This is a genomic window from Metabacillus idriensis (assembly GCF_050483325.1).
Taxonomy (GTDB): Bacteria; Bacillota; Bacilli; order Bacillales; family Bacillaceae; genus Bacillus_P; species Bacillus_P idriensis_A.
In genome coordinates this window covers 1-20,900 of sequence record NZ_JBCMYF010000028.1, presented here as the reverse complement: position 1 = coordinate 20,900, position 20,900 = coordinate 1, and the positions used below count along the sequence as shown (strand labels likewise).

The following is a 20,900-nucleotide window of genomic DNA, read 5'->3' as shown; positions in this document are numbered from 1 at the left end:
ATATGCTTGAATGTGGTTTCACCGTTCGACAGATTGACACATTCACCCGCCTTTCATGACCTTGATAAAATCAGCCAGAAAAGCGTCATAATTAAATTTAACCGCAATCCGGTGAATGGGGTAATCTGCAAGTGTTTTATAAGGTCTGAAGTCTGCTATACTCTGCCCCCTAGCAAATTCAGATTCAAGGATAATTTTCACAGGTTTTTCTACAAATGTGATTTGATTTTCTCTCACTGCAGCCCAAAGAGTCAACAGGTCATGGAGAGGTCCTCCCGCAATTTCCGGCGTATTTTTTTTATAAAAATTTGTATAAAAGTCAATCATCGGTTTAAGAAGTTTTCCCACTTTATCGTTGTTTTCCTGATAAAACTGATCTAAATCGCTAATCACCTCATCAGGTATGATCGCATAATTGGTGACGTTCAGCGGAAAAATGGTGACTCGTTTTGCGATGGTCATCACCAGATTTGCTGCAGCTGGATCGCCGTAAAAATTTGCTTCAGCAACCGGTGATACATTTCCCGGATAAAGAAAGGCCCCTCCCATGACAAAAATCCTTTTCACCTTCACAAGCACTGTCGGAAATAAAACAAACGCAGTGGCAAGAGATGTCAAGCGGCCCACATTTACAATGGTTACATCATAATTGTACTCAATGATAAGGCTGCGGATCAGCTCAAAATTTTCAAAATCACCTTGGGAAGCTTCAATCTCAGGAACAATCGGACCCAGCCCCTGTTCACCATGCACCTCAGGATAGTAAACAGGATTTTCACCAGTAAGCGGTCTTGCTGCCCCGCCGATAATTGGAATATTACTTGTCTTCGTAAGCATTGTAAAATATCGTGCGCTGTTTATGGCTGTCTGCTTGGATACATTTCCATAATCCGCAACAATGCCAATCACTTCTGTTTCATCATCATAATAGCTGTACATCAAAGCAACGATATCATCCACGCCAAAATCACCAAAGAACAGAACCTTTTTAGCAGTCATCCCTACACCCCTTTTTATATCTATATGTAATGGGAATTCATAAATTGTTCAAATGTTGAAGTGCGCAGATATGATAGAGTATGAGTATCTAACTAAAGCAGGTGAATTCCTTTGAAAATCAGCGTTCAATTCGTCATGACAACATTTTTGGCAGGTTCTGTTTTCCTTACAGGATGTCAGGGTCAGGAATCAAGCAGCAGTGAAGAAAAGCACGAACACGGCAGCCACACTTCCTTCAATAATAATGGGGATATTCAGGAAGAAACGAAATCATCATCTGTCCTTCCCTCCTTTCTTGATGAACAGCCTGATGAAATCAAAACTCTGTATAAGGCTGCTGCCGGCCATGAAGAGCTATTAAGCTACATGCCTTGCTACTGCGGGTGCGGAGAATCAGCCGGCCACAAAGATAATGGAAATTGTTTTATTAAAGAACGCAAAGAAAACGGAGCGATCATTTGGGATGATCATGGAACAAAATGCGGGGTGTGCCTTGAAATTGCAGCAAAAGCTATTATCGAACATGAAAAAGGCATGTCAATGAAAGATGTCCGCGATATGATTGATGAACAGTATAAAGAGGGATATGCAAAACCAACAGAAACGAAGGTACCTGAGGTTTAAACAGAAAAAACACATGGATTTCTCCATGCGCATTTCAACCCTATTCAGCAAAATACATAAACCCTATTGCACCTGGACCTGTATGTGTTGATATAACAGGTGTTGTATAGCAAATATCAATCGGGTAATCTGCATTCATTTCAAGCAGGGCATTTTTCAGGTTTGTTGCGAGCGCCAGGGAATCTGCATGCGCGATGCCAACTGCTTTTACTGTTTTGTTTTTTACATCTTCTGCAAACTGTCTGGCCAGAAATTTAACAATTTGCGAGTGGCTGCGCACTTTTGTAACAGGCGTATAGACCCCATCAGCCAGTGACGCAATCGGCTTGATATTAAGAAGGGAACCAATCATCGCTTTTCCTCTGCCAATTCTGCCGCCTTTTACAAGATTATCAAGCGTATCTACCGTAACAAAAAGCTGGCTGTGTTTGCGGATATGTTCAATCCGGTCCAGGATCTCCTGTTTAGAGGCGCCGGCCTGGGCCATTTTGGCGGCTTCAATCACTTGAAAAGCAAGTGCTCTTGAAATAAACATCGAATCGATGACCGTAACATCCCCATCAGTCATGCCCGCTGCACTTTCAGCTGAACGAACGGTGCCGCTCATGCCGCCTGTCATATGTATAGATATGATGCTGCTGCCGTCTGCACCGAGTTCATCATAAACTTCTGCAAACTTGCCTGCAGGCGGCTGCGAGCTTTTTGGAAGCTCGTCCGCATCTTTCATCTTTTTAATGAATTCTTCCGGTTCTATGTCCACACGGTCAAGGTACGATTCATTGTCGATGACGATCGTCAGAGGAACAACTTTAATATCATATTTATTAATCACCTCATGACTAAGATCTCCTGTGGAGTCAGTCACAATTTTAACCTTTGTCAACGGTATCACTTCCCTATTAATCTAATGAACTATCTTGTATTATACCCTCAATTAAAGATGTTTCAATCTTATTTGCCTGCAACTCTTATGGAAAACCCTTTTTCTAGTTTTTTTATTAATGGATATTTTATTCTCAGAAAAAAAAGACCGCCATTGTTTAAGCGGTCTTCCGGCGTGCTATGCGTTATGTTTTAAAATGACTGGCTGATAAATGGCTTCATAATCTGGCCATTTTATTGATTTTTTTAAGTAATCCCTGAACGAATAGACATCATTAGGATGCTTCTGTGAGGTGATTTTTGATAAAAACGTTTGCAGGCGGATTTGAACGAGAAATCGGTATTGATTATCTTCCTCCAATACTGGAATATCTGTGATTTTTACCTTATGTCCATTTAAAAGCTTGAACTCTAGGCTCTTGAATAACAAGTTATCAATCCTCTTTTTCACCCGTTTCTTATATTATAACCCAACCATATGCAGAAGTGTGTCTAATTGTGTCACCCTCGGCTAAAATTTTTATTTATCGTTAGATGAAAAGATGAAATAGACTGCTGTCTTTTTTTACTTCAGTAAAAGGAAACCCTTTTCGCTGCATTCTATTCAGCAGGCCCGTGTAGTCCTCTTTATTTTTAAGCTCAATTCCGACAAATGCAGGACCGCTGTCGCGATTATTCTTTTTCGTATATTCAAATCTGGAAATGTCATCGTTTGGTCCAAGCACTTCATCGAGAAATTCTCTGAGGGCGCCTGCACGCTGCGGAAAATTTACGATAAAATAGTGCTGCAGGCCTTCGTACATCAGCGAACGCTCTTTCATTTCCTGCATCCGGCCTATGTCATTATTTCCTCCGCTCACAATACAGACAATATTTTTACCCTTGATTTCGTCTTTATAAAAATCAAGTGCTGCGATTGGAAGAGCACCTGCAGGCTCCGCGACAATAGCATTCTCATTGTACAGGCTTAATATAGTGGTGCAAACTTTCCCTTCCGGCACAAGGATATGATCATCCACCGTCTCCCTGCAGATTGAAAAATTTTGATCTCCAATCCTCTTCACTGCCGCACCGTCCACAAATTTATCAATATTTTCGAGCTCTACTACTTCGCCAGCTGTAATCGATTCCGCAAACGACGGGGCGCCTTCAGGTTCAACGCCAATGATCTTTGTACCCGGAGAAACTTGTTTAAAATAAGTACCGATGCCTGAGATCAGTCCGCCTCCCCCAATACTTGCAAACACGTAATCAAGCTCTGCATCGCAGTCATTCAAGATTTCAATCGCAATCGTTCCCTGCCCAGCGATAACCTCCAGATCATCAAATGGATGAATAAAGGCTCTTCCCTCGGACTCACTGCATTCTCTTGCCTTTTTGTATGAATCATCAAACGTATCGCCCGTCAGAATGATTTCAACATGCCCCCGTCCAAAAAGCTCGACCTGGGAAACTTTTTGCCTTGGGGTTGTGGATGGCATAAAAATTTTGCCGTGGATATTCAGCTGCTTGCACGAATAGGCCACACCCTGCGCATGATTCCCGGCGCTGGCACAAACAATACCATTAACGGTTTCTTCTTTCGTCAGCTGTTTAATTTTGTTATAGGCGCCTCTCAACTTGAAAGAACGGACAATCTGAAGATCTTCCCTTTTCAGATAAACATTGCAATCATATTTTTCAGAAAGGCGTTCATCTTTTTGAAGAGGTGTATGAATAACAACATCTTTCAACAAATGGTGCGCCTTTAAGATGTCTGCCACATGAAGGGCTGGTTCAAGATTCATCATTTGTTTCATCGGTAAAATCCTTTCTGCATCAATGATTTAATTGGAACATTATATCATGAATATTCGAAATTAAAAGTTATTATTAAAAAATTCTCATAATTTCTTAACATTGGAGGTTATTCCTATAGAATTCGAACTTAAGGCGGAGCGCTTTATGATCAGAAAAGAAGATATAAGCGGTGAGGTAATGAATTCTCCGGGAATATTCTCTGTTTTCATTTTTTTGAGAGTTTATCCTCTGCATTCTTACCCTCCAATACCGTTATTCAGTTTAGCAGGGTACGATTCAGACGTTTCCTTACTCCCAAATCCCGTTACTCGATTTAGCGAGGCATTACGATTACATATGAATCCAGATATTATAAAAAAAGAGCAATCGCCTGTTTAGCGCAGTCAGACAGATAAGCTCTGGCCGACTAAACATCTGTTCTTAAAGCTACAAAATTCACAAAAATGGTTTTAAAAAAAATTATTGGTTCCAATTAGTTGTGTTTGGGTGTTATAATAAACCCAATAAAACATTCAAGGAGCTGAAAATCATCGTAAAACATGTATCTTTTGAGGATATTATTGGTGAGCATCCGCTTATCATTGAAAAAAAATACCTGGCTAAAAAACTCGCAAAAGCAAATTTGCCGATTATTATTGAAGGACCGACCGGAAGCGGTAAACAAATGTTCGCAAACGCCATTCATCATGAGTCTGAACGGTCAGAAAAGCCGTTTGCGGCAATTAACTGCAGTACATATTCAGAAGATGCCCTTGAATATGAGCTTTTTGGCAATAAGGAAGATCATAAGAAAGGATTATTTGAAGAGGCAGATGGCGGAACTGTTTTTCTAAAAGAAATTTCAAGCCTGAGCCTCAAACTTCAGGCGCAGCTGCTTCGGGTCCTGCAGGATAAACAAGTGCAGAAAATTGGCTCATCCAAGCCCGTCATAGTGGACGTCCGGATCATTGCCTCATCCGCTGTACAATTAACCTCTTTAATTGAAGAAGGCAGACTTCGGGAAGACTTCTACTATTATCTTAACGTATTAAGGCTGACATTGCCGTCTTTGAACGAACGCAGCAGCGACGTTCCAATCCTGTCCGCTTCATTTATTAAACAGCGAAACCAGGACATCCGCATGGATAAAAAGGTATTGGACATTCTCACAACCTACAAATGGCCAGGCAATGTGCTTGAACTTAAACATACTATGGATTATTTACTTACAGTCTGTGATGGCCGTTCTATCCAGCTCCACGATCTACCTAAAGAGCCATTTATGATGCAGGAGCCAGCCAAACAGAAAAAAGATCCTAAAAATCAAAAGGATAAGCCGCTGACTCTTATGGACAAACAGGAGTATCTTTTTATTCTGGAATCTATCCGATCAAGCAATGAGGACGGGGAGCCTGCAAGCCGCAGAATGATCTCTGACAGCAGCAAAAATTCGCGTCATCCGTTAACTCCTCAGCAAGTGAGGCACAGACTCGATTTTCTCGAAAAAAATGACTATGTGACAAAAGGCCGGGGACGGGCCGGAACGAAAATAACCATTGAAGGCCTGGATTTTCTTCAGTCCTTAACCGAAAATCTGCAAACCATGCAAAAGGAGGCAGTACAAAATGGAATACTCGATTAAAGAAGAAATTGCAAATGCAATAACCCATGGGATCGGTGTCCTTCTCAGTATACCGGCATTGGTTTATCTGATTATTTTTGCCTCTAAATATGGTGATGCCTGGCATATTGTCAGCTTTTCAATCTTTGGTGCAACAATGATTCTTTTATATCTCTTTTCAACCTTGCTGCATGCCATTCCTCACCGCAAGGCAAAGGATGTTTTTGAAATTCTGGATCATTCCGCCATCTACTTGCTTATTGCAGGCACTTATACACCATTTCTCTTAGTGCCTCTAAGGGGAACACTGGGTTTTACCCTGCTTGGTATTGTTTGGGGACTTGCAATTGCAGGAATCGTGCTGAAAATATTCTTCGTTAAGAGGTTTGTTATTTTATCAACTCTCGCCTATATTCTGATGGGCTGGCTGATTATTATCGCCATTAAACCGCTGTATGCATTTTTAAGTCCTGAGGGATTTGCACTTTTGCTCACTGGAGGACTGCTGTATACGATAGGCGCGATTTTCTATGTATGGCGAAGGATTCCTTATCATCACGCCATATGGCACGGCTTTGTATTAGCCGGCAGTGCAGCCATGTTTTTCTGTGTTCTGTTCTATGTACCGGATGTACCATTTATATAAGAAAAACAAAAAACTCTCAGGAGGCTTGCCCTCCTGAGAGTTTTTTGCGATCAAATCCACAAATTCTTCAGCTGTTTCCTTTTAATCTTTCTCTGTGTAATCTTCTGCACACACTGTTACTTTGCGTTTAAAGATTTAAAGTCCTGCTGTGCGATTGCATCTTCTATTTTTCAAATACGATAAATTCATAGTCATACGGATTTTTTTCATCTTTTGGTCCTTTTTCCTGATGAATGATTTTATATTGCTCTTCTTTAAACTCAGGAAAAAAAGTATCTCCCTCAAACGATTCATCTATTTTCGTTACATACAGTCTGTCCGCTGAATGCAGACATTCTTTAAAAATTTCAGCTCCGCCGATGATAAAGAGATTTTGATCTGCATAAGCTTCATTTACAAGCACTTCATCCATAGAATGAATGACTTTGATTCCCTCTTGTGAATACTGCTCATTTCTAGTAAGGACAATATTCTCTCTGCCCGGCAGAGGTTTTCCGATTGATTCAAACGTTTTTCTTCCCATTAATATCGGATGTCCCATCGTAACCTTCTTGAAATATGCAAGATCTGCCGGAATCCGCCAAGGAAGATCATTGTCGCGCCCGATCAATTGGTTTTTATCCATTGCCACAATCATGGAAATCATACGCTGACCGCTCCCTTAATATGAGGATGAGGATCATAGCCTTCCAAAGTGAAATCTTCATAGGTGAAATCAAAAATGGATTTTACAGCAGGATTCAGTTTCATTTTTGGCAGCTCCCGCACATCGCGTGATAACTGAAGGTCTACCTGCTCAAGATGATTTTTATAAATATGCACATCACCAAATGTATGAACAAACTCACCCGGCTCTAAATCGGTCACATGGGCTACCATCAGCGTCAGCAGAGCATAGGATGCAATGTTGAATGGAACACCAAGAAAAACGTCTGCAGAGCGCTGATAAAGCTGACAGGACAGCTTGCCGTCAGCTACGTAAAATTGAAAAAAACAATGACACGGCGGCAGTGCCATTTTATCGACATCTGCAGGATTCCATGCACTGACAATAAGCCTCCGTGAATCTGGATTGTTTTTGATCTGTTCAATCAGCTTTGCAATTTGGTCAACCGTCTCACCTTCAGCCCCTGCCCATGAGCGCCACTGATGGCCATAAACAGGACCAAGCTCGCCAAATTCATCTGCCCATTCATTCCAAATGCGCACTCCATTTTCCTGAAGGTATTTTACGTTCGTATCTCCACGCAAAAACCAGATTAATTCGTGTATGATTGACTTCAAGTGAAGCTTTTTCGTTGTCAAAAGAGGAAATCCTTCTTTTAAATCAAATCTCATTTGATATCCGAATGTGCTGATTGTTCCAGTTCCTGTCCGGTCTTCTTTCACGGATCCTGTTTCGAGCACATGCTTGCATAAATCCAAATACTGCTTCATTTAAAGACACTTCCTTCGTTTAGATACTAGAGATAATTGTATAGGAAGTTTCACTCGTTTTCTACCGTTTTGTGAAGTTTGGAAATAAATCGATGCGATAGCGGAGCTTTTTCTCGCAGCTCATCTCTTGTTGTTTCATTCAAATAATACATCGCAAAAATCTCTGCAAAATATTCTTCAGGAAAACGTTTAAAGTATGCTTTGCCTGGAAAAAGCATGCCGGCCTCCTGTTTCCATATATTTAAATATAAAGGGCTGTTTCTAATGTTTGCAAACACATTCCGATCAGCGGCGTGAGCAAACTCATGAAGCTCAAGCGAGACCGATCCATGACCCATGCCATATTGACTGTGGCCGATTTTGACAAAGACTCTGTTATCTTCTGTCATTCCGGGAACCTTGTCCCAATCTGATTTCAATGAATAGCCCCGGGGAGTCTGCCCTGATAAATGCCCGAGGCCCTCTTCATCCGTCAGTTTTCCTGTAAAAAATTTAATTGTCACATTATGCTGCAATGCTTTCTCCAAAATAACAGGATGAATTTGATTTAAGTGGTTCACCATATCTTCTGCATCCTGCTCTGAAAAGGGCTGATCCGGCAAATAAACCATTTTGGTAAGCGCTGAGCCGGATGACAGCGATACTTTAGAAGAAAGCGAATGATCTTCAAGAACACTGCCTGAGGGAACTTCTGCAAAAACATATTGATAGATTGAAAACATCGCCGAAAGCAAAATGATAAGGACAAGAAGTTTGATTTTTGTCATATATGTATAACTCCTAGAAGGATTTTCTGACTGTTTTGAACAATATATATATGAAAATAGTAACATATTGATTTTTTGCCGAATAGACATTGGACCCTGTAACTTTTATGCCAACTTCACCATATGATGGAAATTATCATGGAAATTGGGTGAAAAACATGAGGATGTTAATTAACAGGAATATTCCTTATCGACAGCGGCAGCAGCTGACTCAAGAAGTCATTGAAGTTATGACACTTAAAAGCTATATGGTTTTAGACGGACTGACATCTATCGGACTGATCTCCATTTTTTATTTGTATTTTAGGGGAATTCTTTAGAAAAAGAAGACAAATAAAAAAAGCCGCACGGTGCGGCTTTTTGTGCTGGCGGATTAAACGCCAGTGCTGTTGCTGTGACTAGTTTTTTTACGGTAATAGTTTAGAGCAAATGTACCAGCGAACATCACAAGAATGATTATAAAGAATACGGAATGCTCGATATGAATGTGAGCGACACTTAATCCCATTTTCACTGCGATAAGTGCAATTAAGATGTATGCAGTTGTTTCAAGTTCAGGAACCTTGTCAATCAATTTAAGGAAAACACCTGCAACTCCGCGCATCATAAGAACGCCAAGAACTCCTCCAAGAAGAAGAACCCATACCTGTTCACTGACGCCGAATGCTGCAAGAACGCTGTCTACAGAAAATGCAATATCCATTAATTCAACGGCAACAACTGTTCCCCAGAATGTACCGAAAAGACGGATAAGAATGCCTTTTTTGTTAATACCGCCGTGCTCTTCTTCACCTTCTGCATTTTCTTTTGATTTATCCATGAAGTATTTTACAGCAAGCCATGCAAGATATGCTGCACCTAAAATCTTAACCCACCATAGTTTAATTAAGAATACACCGACACCGATTGCGATGAAACGGAAAATGTATGCTCCAAGCAAACCATAGAATAAAGCTTTTTTCCGCTGTTTTTCTGGTAAATGTTTTACCATAACAGCCAGTACAAGAGCATTATCTGCTGATAATAACCCTTCAAGAATAACTAATGTACCAATAAGTCCCCATGAAACCGGATCTGTAAGAACTTGTGCCCACATTTCCCAATTGAAAAATTGTGCGTACGTGTCAAGCATTCCTTGCAAAATTGACATCTACCATTTCCTCCTAAATATTACGTTAACTTTTTCATTATACTGAATAAAAGAATGCTTGTTAAGTATTTTGATGCATCGTCATAAAATATACATCTTTATTCGTTATCCCCCTATGCCTATACGTTTGTGCGGAGGAAAAGTTTCATATGAAAGCAAAAAAAATCGCATGAAATGATTTCATGCAATTGATCTTTATACTGTTGCCTGTGTTTGCCTTCCATCTGCAATATCTCTGGCCCGATGTGCCATCCTGCTTGCAGCGGCTGCTGCAAGGGCTGCAACAAGATCATCAAGAAATGTATTCACGCGATTTCCGCTGTGTTCATCCAGAGCTTTGATGATGCCGAATTTTTCTTTATCCAAATAACCAAAATTGGTCAATCCGATAGAGCCATATACATTAACGATGGAAAGCGGTATGATTTCATCAATGCCATAAAGAGGTTCATCTGTTTCAACAAGATGCTGAAGCGGCTGCGGGAGCAGTTTCTGTTCAGCAAGCTGATCTAGTGCAAGGCCTGTTAAAACGGCATGGACAATCTCCCGCTTATTTAATACCTTCTCTACATTTTCCACACAATCTTCAAGCGTAATATTAGGGATGTACTTTCGCTGAAGGGTCATTACGATATCAGCGATATCCTCTAGTGTAACACCCCTGTCATTCAGCATTTCTTTCGTCGTCTTTACCATCTCATCGATTGTGTATTTGCTCAATGGACATTGCACCCCTTTAATGTGTCATCCAATTCGGCGGCATATTCTGATTCCAATAGATGCTGCCAAGTTCATGATGCTTTTGAAATGAATCATGGAGCGTGTGATAGTGAAAGTTAAACCAATATCCCTGCTTTGGCGGATGATCGCGGCGGACATGAAATCTGACGACATCCTGTCCCGTTTGTTTATTGTATAAGTGAAAAATTTTCTCGCCTTTGCCATCTGCAGGTTTCTTTGAGATTGCCAAATCCCTGATATCTTCATCAGTGTACTCATCAACATATTGTTTAATTGCTTCTTCCATCTTCGGAAGAATGATCTGTCTGAATTCATCCTCTATCACGGTTCCGATTTTGTCTCCGAATTTTTGAAAGGATTGAACTTCGGCAGCTGCTACAAAAGTTGACAGGCAGTTCTCTTTGGACTGTTGCCAGTAAGCGGTTTCATCAGTGAAGAAATGTTTGTCTGAGTTCGTTAATTTAGCGGTTGAATCTTCAGAGGAATGTTCCTCGACTGTGAGGGCAGCTGGAGGAGCAACCATTCCGAAGGTTGCAATCGTAAATAAGATGACAAGCGTTTTCCGCATCCATTTGTTCATCATGTCATGTCTTCCTCCCAGTCTTCCTATTATAATATTATTCTATCATAGATAAATTCTAAATTTATAGAAATTTTTCGCAAAAAAGAAAATCCATTGCCTCAAAAGGGTTTTAAAAATAGATGAAAAAGTTTACACTAAAGGAGATGTTGGAAATAAAATACTTTCACACTACTGGAGTGAATCAAAATGGGTTTTGAATCAGTGTTTATTATTGCATCATTCGTGACTCTGGCATATTTTATTTTCGCAGAAATAACCGATTAAAAAAACTCATGGCGCCCGCCATGAGTTTTTTACTGTTTATTGTTTTTGCTTTTTATTTGCTGAAGACTGCTTGCGGCCAGTTTCACTGACTGTTGTTCCCTGACCTTCAACGAACGGAGAACCAAGCTGTGATTTTGATGGGTCGCTTTTTCGTTTTGACATTAGATGAGCACCTCCTCATCCTATTTTTCACGAATCTGTTATTTCTATCACACCAAAATGGAATTTTGCCGATTTTCGTTTATAAACATGAAAGCCAAGTGCTTCAAATGAGGAACTTTTCCAATGATTTTTTAAAACGACTCTTTTTTTTGCTACGCGTTTAGCTTCCTTCAACGTTTCTGCTGATAAAGGCTCATGCACACTAAGGGATCTTAAGTGCTCTATCCCATGAGATTCTTCTATTTCCTCCTCAAACATTGGATCAAAATAAACGACATCATATGAGTTTGTGTCTAATGAACGCAAGTAGTCTGCATGATTCATTTCCACAACTTGTATTCTGCGCATGCTTTTATCAAATTCAGAAATACCTGTTTCCCATTTGCTCAGGCCTTTTTCCACAAGATATGCTACAAGGTGATTTGCTTCTGCAGCTGTAACTTTCCCTGTCTCACCAGCTGCAAAGCTTGCTATAATACTGTCTGATCCAAGTCCAAGTGTACAATCTAAAAACCGGTCACCTTCTTTTAAATCTGCAGCAAAAATCAAAGGATCGCTCTCCCCTTTTTTCAATCGTTTCAGCCGGAACATGGCTGAATTTGGATGAAAGAAAAAAGGATCCGAGGTTCCTGCCTCATGCAGTTCAAGCCGATTTTGCCCTACTACAAGCACATCCGAATGATATTCATCCTTCATTTTATCAATAGAACGTTTCTTGCGGGCCTTATATTCAGCTTTTAAATCTAAAGAAATTCTCTCTGCGAGTTTAATCATATCTGGATTTGTTCTGCCAGCTGTTGTTACAATCAAAGTCTTTCACTCCGAATCAATATTCAATTATAAGAAAAGCGCAAGCGTCCGTTTAGCGCAGGCATGACAGATAAGGATCCGACAGAAAAGGCGCTTTTGCCGATCCTTTCAGATCTGTTCTGGCCGAGGAGCCTGAGCGATTCCGCTCGTCATCGAAGCGCAAAATTTTATTCTCTTAAAAAAGGATGCCTGCTATGAAGGCATCCTTTCCATTATTTATTAGCTTCAAATGCTTGCAGCAGATTATCCATGATATGTTCAATTGAGCTGCCTTCAATTTCGTGGCGCGGAATAAAATGAACGACATCTTTTCCTTTAAGCAAGGCCATAGAAGGAGATGAAGGTTCATGGCCTTCAAAGTACTCTCTCATTGCAGCTGTAGCTTCTTTATCCTGTCCGGCGAAAACCGTAACCAAATTTGCCGGTGCATGTTCAGCCTGCATAACAGCCTGTGTGGCAGCCGGTCTTGCAAGTCCCGCTGCACATCCGCAGACAGAATTCACAACAACCAATGTTGCTCCTTCTGCAGATTCCATAAATTCTTTTACTTCAGCTTCCGTGGTTAATTCATTAAATCCGGCGTTTGCCAGTTCAGCACGCATTGGCTTCACCATTTGACGCATGTATTCTTCATATGCCATTGACATAGTCATTCCTCCTAAACATCCGCATGTAGTAAAAGAATACTACAGGAGGGATGACAATTCAACAGCCGGGCCTCAGTGTGTTTTCTGAGGTTCTTTTACATCTTCAAATGCATCTGTTACTGCACCTTGAGATGCACAGGAAACTGTTCTTGCATATTTGCCCAGTACTCCGCGCTTGCGAAGCGGCGGGGCAGTCCAAGTAAGTTTTCTTTCTGCCAGTTCTTCGTCAGAGACGTGAAGGCGCAGCTCGCGGTTATCGCTGTCAACTGTAATTAAGTCGCCTGACTTCACAAGAGCAATCGGGCCGCCTGATTGAGCTTCCGGAGTGATGTGACCTACTACTAGGCCATGAGTGCCTCCAGAGAAGCGTCCGTCTGTCAGAAGCGCAACACTCTCTCCTAATCCTTTTCCTACAATGATTGAGGAAAGAGACAGCATCTCAGGCATTCCAGGCCCGCCTTTTGGCCCTTCATAGCGAATGATCAGCACGTCGCCAGCAACAACTTCATTTGTTAAGACAGCTTCTGTTGCTTCCTCTTCTGTATCAAACACTTTAGCAGGACCTGTCATCTTCGTTACTTTCAAACCTGAAACCTTGGCAACGGCTCCGCTTGGAGATAAATTTCCTTTTAAAATAACAAGCGGTCCATCTTTTCGCAACGCCTGTTCAAGCGGATAGATGACTTTTTGCCCTTCTCTCAAGCCTTCCTGCTCTCTAAGATTTTCTTCTATGGTTTTGCCTGTTACCGTTAAACAGTCTCCGTGAAGCAAGCCATGTTCAAGCAGCAGTTTCATTACGGCAGTCACGCCGCCGGCTTCGTGAAGATCCTGCATGACGTATTTTCCGCTTGGCTTAAGATCTGCGATGTGAGGAACGGTTCTTTGAATACGCTCAAAATCCTCAAGTGATAAATCTACATCAATGGAATGGGCAATCGCCATAAGATGGAGAATGGCATTTGTAGATCCGCCAAGAGCCATGACAACTGTGATGGCATTTTCAAATGCTTTTTTCGTCATAATATCTTTCGGATAGATGTCTTGTTCCAGCATGCGGTAAACAGCTTGGCCCGCTTCATAGCAATCATTTTGCTTATATTCCGATTCAGCAGGGTTGGATGAACTCCCAGGGAGACTCATACCCATAGCTTCAATGGCTGATGCCATCGTATTTGCCGTATACATTCCTCCGCAAGACCCTGCTCCAGGACACGCATGACATTCAATCTGGTGCAAACCGTCACTGTCAATATCGCCATTATTGAATTTGCCTACACCTTCAAAGGCTGAAACAATATCTATATCTTTATCGTTTAATCTGCCGGGTTTAATTGTTCCGCCGTATACGAAAACAGCAGGTACCTCTGCACGCGCAATCGCGATCATGCATCCCGGCATGTTTTTATCACAGCCGCCGATTGCAACAAATCCATCTAAATTTTCCGCTCCGACAACTGTTTCAATCGAGTCTGCAATGACTTCACGGCTTGGAAGTGAGTAGCGCATGCCCTCAGTGCCCATTGAAATCCCGTCAGACACGGTAATTGTGCCAAAAATCATTCCCGCACCGCCAGCTGTATTAACACCTTTTTTAGACAGCTCTGCAAGCTTATCAATATGTATATTACAAGGAGTGACCTCGCTCCATGTAGAGGCGATGCCGATCATCGGCTTTTGAAAGTCCTCATCCTGAAGTCCCACCGCACGAAGCATGGCACGGTTAGGCATTCGTTTCATATCGTCGCTGATTACTTTACTTTTGATTCTAAGATCTTTTTTGCTCACTTTCATCACCCCGTTAAATTTGTATTGTTATATACTATAGTCCGAATTCTTTAGTATTTCAACAATATTCGCATAATTTATGAAAATATTATCCTTGAATTTTGTTTAGGTGGTAATCTGACATACTTCTGTTTACTGTGTTCATACTAAAAAAGAGAAGGGGATGATACAAATCGAACTTGTAAAAGATATTGGAATTGTAGTTTTTCGCATAGCAACGATTCTGCCGCTGCTCTTGCTCTTTACACTATTCATGGGAAAAAGATCCATCGGGGAACTTCCGGTTTTTGATTTTTTGGCTATTTTAACATTGGGAGCAGTTGTCGGTGCGGATATAGCTGATCCACATATTGCCCATTTGCCCACGGTTGCAGCAATAGTATTTATAGCTGTACTTCAGAAAAGTATTGCCAAGTGGAAGGTTTCCAATCGAAAAATAGAGCAATTGATAACATTTGAACCTACAGTTATTATCGAGAATGGACTTCTGCTTTCTGAACCAATGAAAAGTATTCAATATACGATTGACAACATTTTAGGGCTTCTCAGAGAACAAGGGATATTTAATTTAACAGAAGTGGAACTTGCCGTTATTGAGGGTAACGGCAAATTGTCAGTATTAAAGAATATGAATTCCTTGTCCGCTTTGCCTGAACCAGCCTTTCCCTTAATTGCAGAAGGAAACGTATTTGATGAGGTATTGGAGTTTTTCGGCGTCAACAGGCAGTGGTTATTGGATGAGCTTAAAAAGCAGCACATCCAATCATTTGAAGACGTGTTTTTTGCATCGATTACTAAAAAGAAAGAAATTCATATATGCACAAAACAGATAAGCTCGATTGAAAATCCTCCACTGCAGATTTAAAAAATTGCAACTAAAAAAGCGATTTCTGTAAATAGAAATCGCCTATTAAACCCTTATTGTTCCGTTAAAATCAGCGGGCCGTCTTTTGTAATCGCAACGGTATGTTCATACTGGGCAGACAGTTTGCCGTCAACAGTGCGTGCTGTCCAGCCGTTCTCATCCATTTTCGAATACCATGTGCCGGCGTTTAACATCGGCTCGATTGTAATGACCATGCCTTCTCTCAGCCTTAGCCCTTTGCCTGGTTTACCGTAATGGAGCACTGTCGGCTCCTCGTGCATAGTTTTCCCTATACCATGACCTGTAAAGTCTCTCACGACAGAAAATGATTCTTCTTCTGCGTAAGACTGTATAGCATGGCCAATATCACCGAGACGGTTGCCGATCACAGCCTGCTCAATCCCTTTGTACATAGCTGTTTTGGTAACATCCATTAATTTTTGCGCATCTTTTGACAATGAGCCTGCAGAATGAGTCCATGCAGAATCAGCCAATCCTCCATTTAAATTCACTACAAAATCAATGGTGACAATGTCCCCGTTTTTTAACGGTTTTTTATTAGGAAATCCATGGCAGATTTCATCATTTACAGATGCACAGGTTGCATATTCATACCCTTTATAGCCTTTTTGCTCTGCTGTTGCTCCATGTTTTTTCAAATACTCATCTACAAAAGCATTAATTTCAAGCGTCGTGACACCTGGCTTAACTAGTTTCGCAACTTCTTTATGACATGCAGCCAGAAGCTTGCCTGCCTCATGCATCCGGTTGATTTCTCGTTCGCTTTTTAAAATGATCATTTTAGTATCTCCTCTTTTGAACCTGCTCTTCCTGCAGTTGATTCCTCTTTTCTTCGTTTTGAATGGAGTTGTGTATTTATACTGGCCATTTGATTCCAGTTTTATTTGATCTGAATGGATTTGTGGAATCATAGGGACTTTTTGTTTTCACTTTAATTCGTTTTGAAAGGATTGGTGGAATCATACAGACTCTTTGTTTCCACCTTTTTTCGATCTGAACAGATTTGTGGAATTATACAGACTCTTTGTTTCCACTTTTATTCGATGAGAACGGTTTTGGGGAATCAAACGGACTCTTTGTTTCCACTTTTATTTGATTTGAACGGATTGGTGGAATCATACAGACTCTTTGTTTCCACCTTTTTTCGATCTGAATGGTTTTGTGGAATCATAGGGACTCTTTGTTTCCACTATAATTCGATTCCAACGGTATTGTGGAATCATAAGGACTCTTTGATTCCACTTTTATTCAATTAGAACGGATTGGTGCACTCATACGCTCACTTTGATTCCAGTTTTCCTCAAACTGAACGGATTTGGGGAGTCATACGGTCCCTTTTTCATTTCAGGATCAGACCAGCTCCATATAAATTTCCACTTACAAAAAGACTAAATCACTTTAGAGATTTAGTCTCTGTTCTTTACTTTCTGCTTTCCGTCATTTGTTTCCAGACAGAGCCTTTTGCTTCTTCTCCGCCTTCTATTCGCTCGATCGCCATTTTGATTTGGAGGCTGACTTCAAATTCAGGGTCATTTTCAGCTTGTTTTAAGGCCTCCAGAGCACTTTCATCGCCAACCTCATAGAGGAACATGGCCGCTCTCCATCTGACAAGCTTGTTTTTATCTTTTAAGGCAAGCGTCATTTCCTTCATGGCACTTGGGTCGCCAATGTCTGAGAGACAATCTCCGGCTGTTCTGCGGACCGTTACGGATTTATCTTTCAACGCTTTGTAAAGATAAGGAAGAACTGCAGGTTCTTCGATCATTCCCAGATAGACAGCAGCAAGCCGGCGTATGGATGCTTTCTCGTCATTCAGCGCTTTATCTAAAACAGGCAAATCCCTTTCTTTCGGGTTCATCTGCTCCAGATGGGCAAAGCGGACTGTCCAATCGGGATCTTCAAGCATTTCCGGTGTCACGTCATAAGATGTCCGGGCAGGAACCGGTTCTGCTTTATCTTTTTGCAGCAGGGCTTCTGTCATTTTGATTAATCGTTCATCACTGTATGCAGCCTGAAGCTCTTCAACGACATCCTTCCCGATTTCATCAAAATCTCCATATCTGACGCCTTGTTCTTTCCACTTTCTTTCAAGAACGACGTTATCTGCATTTTGCTGTGCCTGCAGAACCGCTTTTTGAAAGCGTTCCGGCAGTCCAAATCGTTTTTCAGTCTCCCCGTCTGAGAGCTTCACCTGCATCGGGATTCCGCTGAACAATTGAACGTGCACATTTACTTCACCAAAATGTTCGTTGATTTGAGGATTGTTTTTTGCTCCACTTTCGACACTTTCTCCGAAGGCAGCGCGGACTTTAGGGAGAATTTCCTTCCAGTCAAATTTCGCGTTGCGTTCTACAGCAAGGAAATCAGCCACATGATAAACGCCTTTTACGCCTTCAACTTTCAGGATTTCCTGAATAACCTGCGGCGCGCCCTCTGCTGTTTCTTTTTTATAGTTATTGCTTTTACCGCCTGGAAGCTCTTCGTCTAATATAACTTTCATTGTATTTGGACTTGGAGTCGGTTCAATCGATTTGATATTCAAAGCCATGTCACTCCTTGTTTAATCTCTGCACTTATTCTAACATAGCTGAAAGAGGTCATGCCATTTAGAGAACCCGGCTTATAGTCCTCTGCTCGGTCCTTCCCATTCAAGAAAAAATTGCGATAAGTAGTCGGCCATGAATTGGTGCCGCTGCTGTGCAAGTATTTTTCCTTCTTCGGTGTTCATTAAATCCTTGAGCTTCAACAGTTTTTCATAGAAATGATTGATTGATGTTGATTTAATTGTACGGTATTCTTCGAAGGTCATGCTGTCACGAGTCGGAATGGATGGATCATAAATAAGGTTCCCTTTTGAACCGCCGTAAGAGAAAACTCTTGCTATGCCAATTGCACCCATCGCATCCAGTCTGTCTGCATCTTGTACAATCTGTGCTTCTATTGAAGAAACCGCTCTTCTTTTCCCGCCTTTAAACGAAATGGTCGAGATGATGGTCAGGACTTCCTGAATGGAATCAGAATCCAGGCCTTCTTCTCTTAAAAGATTGGCAACCTCATCCGTTTTCATTCTGATGTCATCGCTCAGCTTATCGTCGATTAAATCGTGCAATAATGCGGAAAGCTCGATAATGGTTAAATCACACGAATATTTTTTGGCGAGATTAAGAGCTGTTCTGCGCACTCTGTCAATATGGAGCCAATCGTGTCCAGTTCCCTCTGTTTCAAGACGGCATTTAACGAATTTTTCTATGTTTTCTGTGATTTGTTTCATATTGGCACTTCCTATTCTTCAAACCACGTCACCCCCACGACATCCTCTCCTGTATGTACTCCAATGGTTGTGCAGAGCGGAACAAGCTTAATATGAATGTATGGAAACTCTTCTTTAAGGACCTCATACAGTTTTGAAGATTTGTCGAGTTTGGAGCTGAATAAAACAGCTATTTCATGAATTCCGTGGTTTTGATTTCCTTTGTTTATTAGATTGATAATATACTGAAACGCTTTTTTCTCTGATCTTACTTTCTCTGCCGTGGAAAGCTTTCCTGATTCTACGCGGATGATGGGCTGGATGTTTAATAGACTTCCGAGATAATATTGTGTCCCCGACATTCTGCCGCTCTTATGAAGCCTTGTTAAATCGCCGATCAGGACATATGTGCGGTGATTTTCACGAAGTGTTTCAAGCTTTGCGGCAATTTCATGCGGTGCAAGCCCGGATTCGTGCATTTTCACCGATGCCTTCACTAATCTTGTTAACGGCTCAGATAATGTCAAAGAGTCAACCACAGTAACAGGAATATCAACTTCAACAGCAGCCTGTACAGCAGAAGTATATGTACCGCTGAGCAGACTGGATAAGTGGATTGAAACGATTTCATCATAGTTCTCTGCAAGCTCCTTATAGAGCTCGACAAATGCGCCTGGAGGCGGCTGTGAGGTGGTAATGGCATTTGATGAATCTTTTAAAAAGGCATAAAGATCGTCTGCCTGAAGATTCACTCCGTCAAGATATTCTTCATCATTTATACAGATGACCATTGGAACCCAGTAGACATCCGGATGATCTTTCATCTCCGCATCAATGCTTGCGGTACTGTCAGTTACCCATGCAACTCTTCTCCTCATATATGACTACCCCTTTGATTAGAATTCAAACTATCCCCGTTTATTTTTATTAAGCACAGGCGTTTAAGAATCCTCTTTTAAAACCATATTTAATTTTGGAAATAATCTCAGTGCATTCTTATAAAAAAAGTTATCGTGCTGCTCAACAGGAATAATGTCTTTATATAAATCAATAAAAGGCTTAACGCCAATTAATGGCCAGTCTGTTCCAAACAAAAGTTTTTCATAGTGTTCACAATAAGACAAAGCATGCAGAAGATGATCAAAAAACCTTGATTGTTTTTTATCTGAAATATCCTTGTCAGTACCGACAATCAGTCCTGACAAGTCTGCAAACATATTGTCATTTTTATTGACAACTTCTGCCCCGTCAAGCACCCATGGGTCCCCCAAATGCGCCATCATAAATTGAATATCGCGGTTTGCGACTGCTACTTCGTCAAGTGTAAGCGGATGACTGTATTTTAAAAGTCCGCGCTCAGAGTATGTATCACCTGTGTGAAAAACAACAGGAAGTCTGTAGGCTTTTGCAAGTTCGTATACAGAGCCGTAAACTTTGTCATAAGCATAAAAAGGATAATACCCCAAATAGATTTTTATTCCTGCAGTCTGCGGATTCTGAAGCGATTTTTCAAGCAATAACAGGTTTTGTTCATTCAATTTATAAGGGTTGATGCCCGGACAATAAAAAAACTCTTTTGGAACCGGTCCATCAAGATCGGTTCCCATAGGTGTTTCAGCATCCGGATCAGGAAATGCCCCGGGTTTAGTTTCTGTCACACCCATGGCTATTGCAGCGACAACACCTTCTGCTTCATATTCTTTTTGCAGGCCGGCAATCGAGTAGTCAACAAATGATAAAGTCTCAGCTGTTTGTTTAAAGCTTTGAATTTTTGAAATATGCATATGAGCATCAATGATTTTCATGAAGAAACCTCCTTGGACTGAATAAAAGAAAAGAAGCCGATATTGAAGTGCACCCCAAATGT

At 41.1% G+C, this 20,900-nt stretch carries 24 protein-coding genes; 5 read left to right on the top strand and 19 right to left on the bottom strand.

Features of this window, described 5'->3' with window-relative positions; all coding sequences use genetic code 11:
- Positions 1 to 42 precede the first annotated feature (42 nt).
- A complete protein-coding gene (locus ABEQ24_RS15730; protein ID WP_430007662.1) occupies positions 43 to 999 on the bottom strand; it encodes a nucleoside hydrolase in 957 nt (318 codons plus the stop codon).
- Between the two features lie 135 nt (positions 1,000 to 1,134).
- Between ABEQ24_RS15730 and ABEQ24_RS15725 the strand changes: the two genes are divergently transcribed.
- On the top strand, positions 1,135 to 1,623 hold the full coding sequence (locus ABEQ24_RS15725) for a PCYCGC motif-containing (lipo)protein (RefSeq protein ID WP_430007722.1): 489 nt from the start codon (positions 1,135 to 1,137) through the stop codon (positions 1,621 to 1,623).
- A gap of 40 nt (positions 1,624 to 1,663) precedes the next feature.
- Here the strand turns inward: ABEQ24_RS15725 and ABEQ24_RS15720 are convergent, their stop codons facing one another.
- From ABEQ24_RS15720 to ilvA, 3 genes are all read right to left on the bottom strand, one after another.
- Positions 1,664 to 2,506 carry a DegV family protein gene (locus ABEQ24_RS15720; protein WP_430007661.1) on the bottom strand — a complete coding sequence of 281 codons (843 nt, stop codon included), beginning with the start codon at positions 2,504 to 2,506 and terminating at the stop codon, positions 1,664 to 1,666.
- A 177-nt stretch (positions 2,507 to 2,683) separates the two neighbouring features.
- Positions 2,684 to 2,935 carry a DUF2535 family protein gene (locus tag ABEQ24_RS15715; protein ID WP_070877898.1) on the bottom strand — a complete coding sequence of 84 codons (252 nt, stop codon included), beginning with the start codon at positions 2,933 to 2,935 and terminating at the stop codon, positions 2,684 to 2,686.
- A gap of 100 nt (positions 2,936 to 3,035) precedes the next feature.
- On the bottom strand, positions 3,036 to 4,304 hold the full coding sequence (gene ilvA, locus ABEQ24_RS15710) for a threonine ammonia-lyase IlvA (RefSeq protein ID WP_430007660.1): 1,269 nt from the start codon (positions 4,302 to 4,304) through the stop codon (positions 3,036 to 3,038).
- A 479-nt stretch (positions 4,305 to 4,783) separates the two neighbouring features.
- Here ilvA and ABEQ24_RS15705 point away from each other — a divergent pair, with 479 nt between their 5' ends.
- The gene (locus ABEQ24_RS15705) at positions 4,784 to 5,926 is read left to right on the top strand and encodes a sigma 54-interacting transcriptional regulator (RefSeq protein WP_430007659.1); all 1,143 of its coding nucleotides are present in this window, start codon (positions 4,784 to 4,786) and stop codon (positions 5,924 to 5,926) included.
- Complete coding sequence (gene trhA, locus ABEQ24_RS15700) at positions 5,910 to 6,551, top strand: PAQR family membrane homeostasis protein TrhA (protein WP_430007658.1); 642 nt, start codon at positions 5,910 to 5,912, stop codon at positions 6,549 to 6,551. The genes ABEQ24_RS15705 and trhA overlap by 17 nt, the downstream gene beginning before the upstream one ends.
- Before the next feature lie 163 nt (positions 6,552 to 6,714).
- Here trhA and ABEQ24_RS15695 read toward each other — a convergent pair whose 3' ends face one another.
- Genes ABEQ24_RS15695 through ABEQ24_RS15685 form a run of 3 tightly spaced genes read right to left on the bottom strand, consistent with a single transcriptional unit; the run spans position 6,715 to position 8,755 of the window.
- Positions 6,715 to 7,197, bottom strand: a complete 483-nt coding sequence (locus tag ABEQ24_RS15695) for a dihydrofolate reductase (RefSeq protein ID WP_430007657.1) — start codon at positions 7,195 to 7,197, stop codon at positions 6,715 to 6,717.
- On the bottom strand, positions 7,194 to 7,988 hold the full coding sequence (locus ABEQ24_RS15690) for a thymidylate synthase (protein WP_430007656.1): 795 nt from the start codon (positions 7,986 to 7,988) through the stop codon (positions 7,194 to 7,196). The genes ABEQ24_RS15695 and ABEQ24_RS15690 overlap by 4 nt, the downstream gene beginning before the upstream one ends.
- 50 nt (positions 7,989 to 8,038) lie before the next feature.
- Positions 8,039 to 8,755: an anthrax toxin lethal factor-related metalloendopeptidase gene (locus tag ABEQ24_RS15685; RefSeq protein ID WP_430007655.1), complete on the bottom strand. Its 717-nt coding sequence runs from the start codon at positions 8,753 to 8,755 to the stop codon at positions 8,039 to 8,041.
- A 158-nt stretch (positions 8,756 to 8,913) separates the two neighbouring features.
- Here ABEQ24_RS15685 and ABEQ24_RS15680 point away from each other — a divergent pair, with 158 nt between their 5' ends.
- Positions 8,914 to 9,075 carry a hypothetical protein gene (locus ABEQ24_RS15680; RefSeq protein WP_154319186.1) on the top strand — a complete coding sequence of 54 codons (162 nt, stop codon included), beginning with the start codon at positions 8,914 to 8,916 and terminating at the stop codon, positions 9,073 to 9,075.
- Positions 9,076 to 9,128: 53 nt separating this feature from the next.
- Here ABEQ24_RS15680 and ABEQ24_RS15675 read toward each other — a convergent pair whose 3' ends face one another.
- From ABEQ24_RS15675 to ilvD, 7 genes are all read right to left on the bottom strand, one after another.
- On the bottom strand, positions 9,129 to 9,905 hold the full coding sequence (locus ABEQ24_RS15675; protein ID WP_430007654.1) for a TerC family protein: 777 nt from the start codon (positions 9,903 to 9,905) through the stop codon (positions 9,129 to 9,131).
- Between the two features lie 195 nt (positions 9,906 to 10,100).
- Complete coding sequence (locus ABEQ24_RS15670) at positions 10,101 to 10,625, bottom strand: phosphatidylglycerophosphatase A family protein (protein WP_070877888.1); 525 nt, start codon at positions 10,623 to 10,625, stop codon at positions 10,101 to 10,103.
- A 16-nt stretch (positions 10,626 to 10,641) separates the two neighbouring features.
- Positions 10,642 to 11,226, bottom strand: coding sequence for a YpjP family protein (locus ABEQ24_RS15665; RefSeq protein ID WP_430007721.1), 585 nt, complete (start codon positions 11,224 to 11,226; stop codon positions 10,642 to 10,644).
- A gap of 303 nt (positions 11,227 to 11,529) precedes the next feature.
- Positions 11,530 to 11,655 carry a YuzL family protein gene (locus ABEQ24_RS15660; protein ID WP_430007653.1) on the bottom strand — a complete coding sequence of 42 codons (126 nt, stop codon included), beginning with the start codon at positions 11,653 to 11,655 and terminating at the stop codon, positions 11,530 to 11,532.
- A 27-nt stretch (positions 11,656 to 11,682) separates the two neighbouring features.
- Positions 11,683 to 12,465 (bottom strand): class I SAM-dependent methyltransferase, encoded by a 783-nt coding sequence (locus tag ABEQ24_RS15655; protein WP_430007652.1) that lies wholly within the window; start codon positions 12,463 to 12,465, stop codon positions 11,683 to 11,685.
- Between the two features lie 212 nt (positions 12,466 to 12,677).
- Positions 12,678 to 13,112 carry a BrxA/BrxB family bacilliredoxin gene (locus tag ABEQ24_RS15650; protein WP_430007651.1) on the bottom strand — a complete coding sequence of 145 codons (435 nt, stop codon included), beginning with the start codon at positions 13,110 to 13,112 and terminating at the stop codon, positions 12,678 to 12,680.
- A gap of 72 nt (positions 13,113 to 13,184) precedes the next feature.
- Complete coding sequence (gene ilvD, locus ABEQ24_RS15645; protein WP_430007650.1) at positions 13,185 to 14,897, bottom strand: dihydroxy-acid dehydratase; 1,713 nt, start codon at positions 14,895 to 14,897, stop codon at positions 13,185 to 13,187.
- A gap of 163 nt (positions 14,898 to 15,060) precedes the next feature.
- On the opposite strand from ilvD, the gene ABEQ24_RS15640 reads away from it, so the two are divergent.
- Positions 15,061 to 15,762, top strand: coding sequence for a DUF421 domain-containing protein (locus ABEQ24_RS15640; RefSeq protein WP_430007649.1), 702 nt, complete (start codon positions 15,061 to 15,063; stop codon positions 15,760 to 15,762).
- Positions 15,763 to 15,815: 53 nt separating this feature from the next.
- Here ABEQ24_RS15640 and map read toward each other — a convergent pair whose 3' ends face one another.
- The 5 genes from map to ABEQ24_RS15615 form a co-directional block, all read right to left on the bottom strand.
- A complete protein-coding gene (gene map / locus ABEQ24_RS15635; RefSeq protein WP_430007648.1) occupies positions 15,816 to 16,562 on the bottom strand; it encodes a type I methionyl aminopeptidase in 747 nt (248 codons plus the stop codon).
- 641 nt (positions 16,563 to 17,203) lie between these two features.
- Entirely contained in the window at positions 17,204 to 18,325 is a 1,122-nt protein-coding gene (locus ABEQ24_RS15630; RefSeq protein ID WP_430007647.1) for a conserved virulence factor C family protein, read from the bottom strand.
- A gap of 78 nt (positions 18,326 to 18,403) precedes the next feature.
- The gene (locus ABEQ24_RS15625) at positions 18,404 to 19,054 is read right to left on the bottom strand and encodes an HD domain-containing protein (RefSeq protein WP_430007646.1); all 651 of its coding nucleotides are present in this window, start codon (positions 19,052 to 19,054) and stop codon (positions 18,404 to 18,406) included.
- Positions 19,055 to 19,065: 11 nt separating this feature from the next.
- Entirely contained in the window at positions 19,066 to 19,911 is an 846-nt protein-coding gene (locus tag ABEQ24_RS15620; protein WP_430007645.1) for a DegV family protein, read from the bottom strand.
- Positions 19,912 to 19,974: 63 nt separating this feature from the next.
- Positions 19,975 to 20,838, bottom strand: a complete 864-nt coding sequence (locus ABEQ24_RS15615; RefSeq protein ID WP_430007644.1) for an amidohydrolase family protein — start codon at positions 20,836 to 20,838, stop codon at positions 19,975 to 19,977.
- Positions 20,839 to 20,900: the final 62 nt, after the last annotated feature.

Excerpts from the sequence above, each read along its gene's own strand:
- ABEQ24_RS15730 (WP_430007662.1), bottom strand. The coding sequence starts at position 999 with ATGACTGCTAAAAAGGTTCTGTTCTTTGGTGATTTTGGCGTGGATGAT.
- trhA (WP_430007658.1), top strand. The coding sequence starts at position 5,910 with ATGGAATACTCGATTAAAGAAGAAATTGCAAATGCAATAACCCATGGG.
- ABEQ24_RS15660 (WP_430007653.1), bottom strand. The coding sequence starts at position 11,655 with ATGTCAAAACGAAAAAGCGACCCATCAAAATCACAGCTTGGTTCTCCG.
- ABEQ24_RS15680 (WP_154319186.1), top strand. The coding sequence starts at position 8,914 with ATGAGGATGTTAATTAACAGGAATATTCCTTATCGACAGCGGCAGCAG.
- ABEQ24_RS15675 (WP_430007654.1), bottom strand. The coding sequence starts at position 9,905 with ATGTCAATTTTGCAAGGAATGCTTGACACGTACGCACAATTTTTCAAT.
- ABEQ24_RS15665 (WP_430007721.1), bottom strand. The coding sequence starts at position 11,226 with ATGAACAAATGGATGCGGAAAACGCTTGTCATCTTATTTACGATTGCA.
- ABEQ24_RS15690 (WP_430007656.1), bottom strand. The coding sequence starts at position 7,988 with ATGAAGCAGTATTTGGATTTATGCAAGCATGTGCTCGAAACAGGATCC.
- map (WP_430007648.1), bottom strand. The coding sequence starts at position 16,562 with ATGATCATTTTAAAAAGCGAACGAGAAATCAACCGGATGCATGAGGCA.
- ABEQ24_RS15615 (WP_430007644.1), bottom strand. The coding sequence starts at position 20,838 with ATGAAAATCATTGATGCTCATATGCATATTTCAAAAATTCAAAGCTTT.
- ABEQ24_RS15640 (WP_430007649.1), top strand. The coding sequence starts at position 15,061 with ATGATACAAATCGAACTTGTAAAAGATATTGGAATTGTAGTTTTTCGC.
- ilvA (WP_430007660.1), bottom strand. The coding sequence starts at position 4,304 with ATGAAACAAATGATGAATCTTGAACCAGCCCTTCATGTGGCAGACATC.
- ABEQ24_RS15625 (WP_430007646.1), bottom strand. The coding sequence starts at position 19,054 with ATGAAACAAATCACAGAAAACATAGAAAAATTCGTTAAATGCCGTCTT.
- ABEQ24_RS15685 (WP_430007655.1), bottom strand. The coding sequence starts at position 8,755 with ATGACAAAAATCAAACTTCTTGTCCTTATCATTTTGCTTTCGGCGATG.
- ABEQ24_RS15725 (WP_430007722.1), top strand. The coding sequence starts at position 1,135 with ATGACAACATTTTTGGCAGGTTCTGTTTTCCTTACAGGATGTCAGGGT.
- ABEQ24_RS15620 (WP_430007645.1), bottom strand. The coding sequence starts at position 19,911 with ATGAGGAGAAGAGTTGCATGGGTAACTGACAGTACCGCAAGCATTGAT.
- ABEQ24_RS15650 (WP_430007651.1), bottom strand. The coding sequence starts at position 13,112 with ATGTCAATGGCATATGAAGAATACATGCGTCAAATGGTGAAGCCAATG.
- ABEQ24_RS15695 (WP_430007657.1), bottom strand. The coding sequence starts at position 7,197 with ATGATTTCCATGATTGTGGCAATGGATAAAAACCAATTGATCGGGCGC.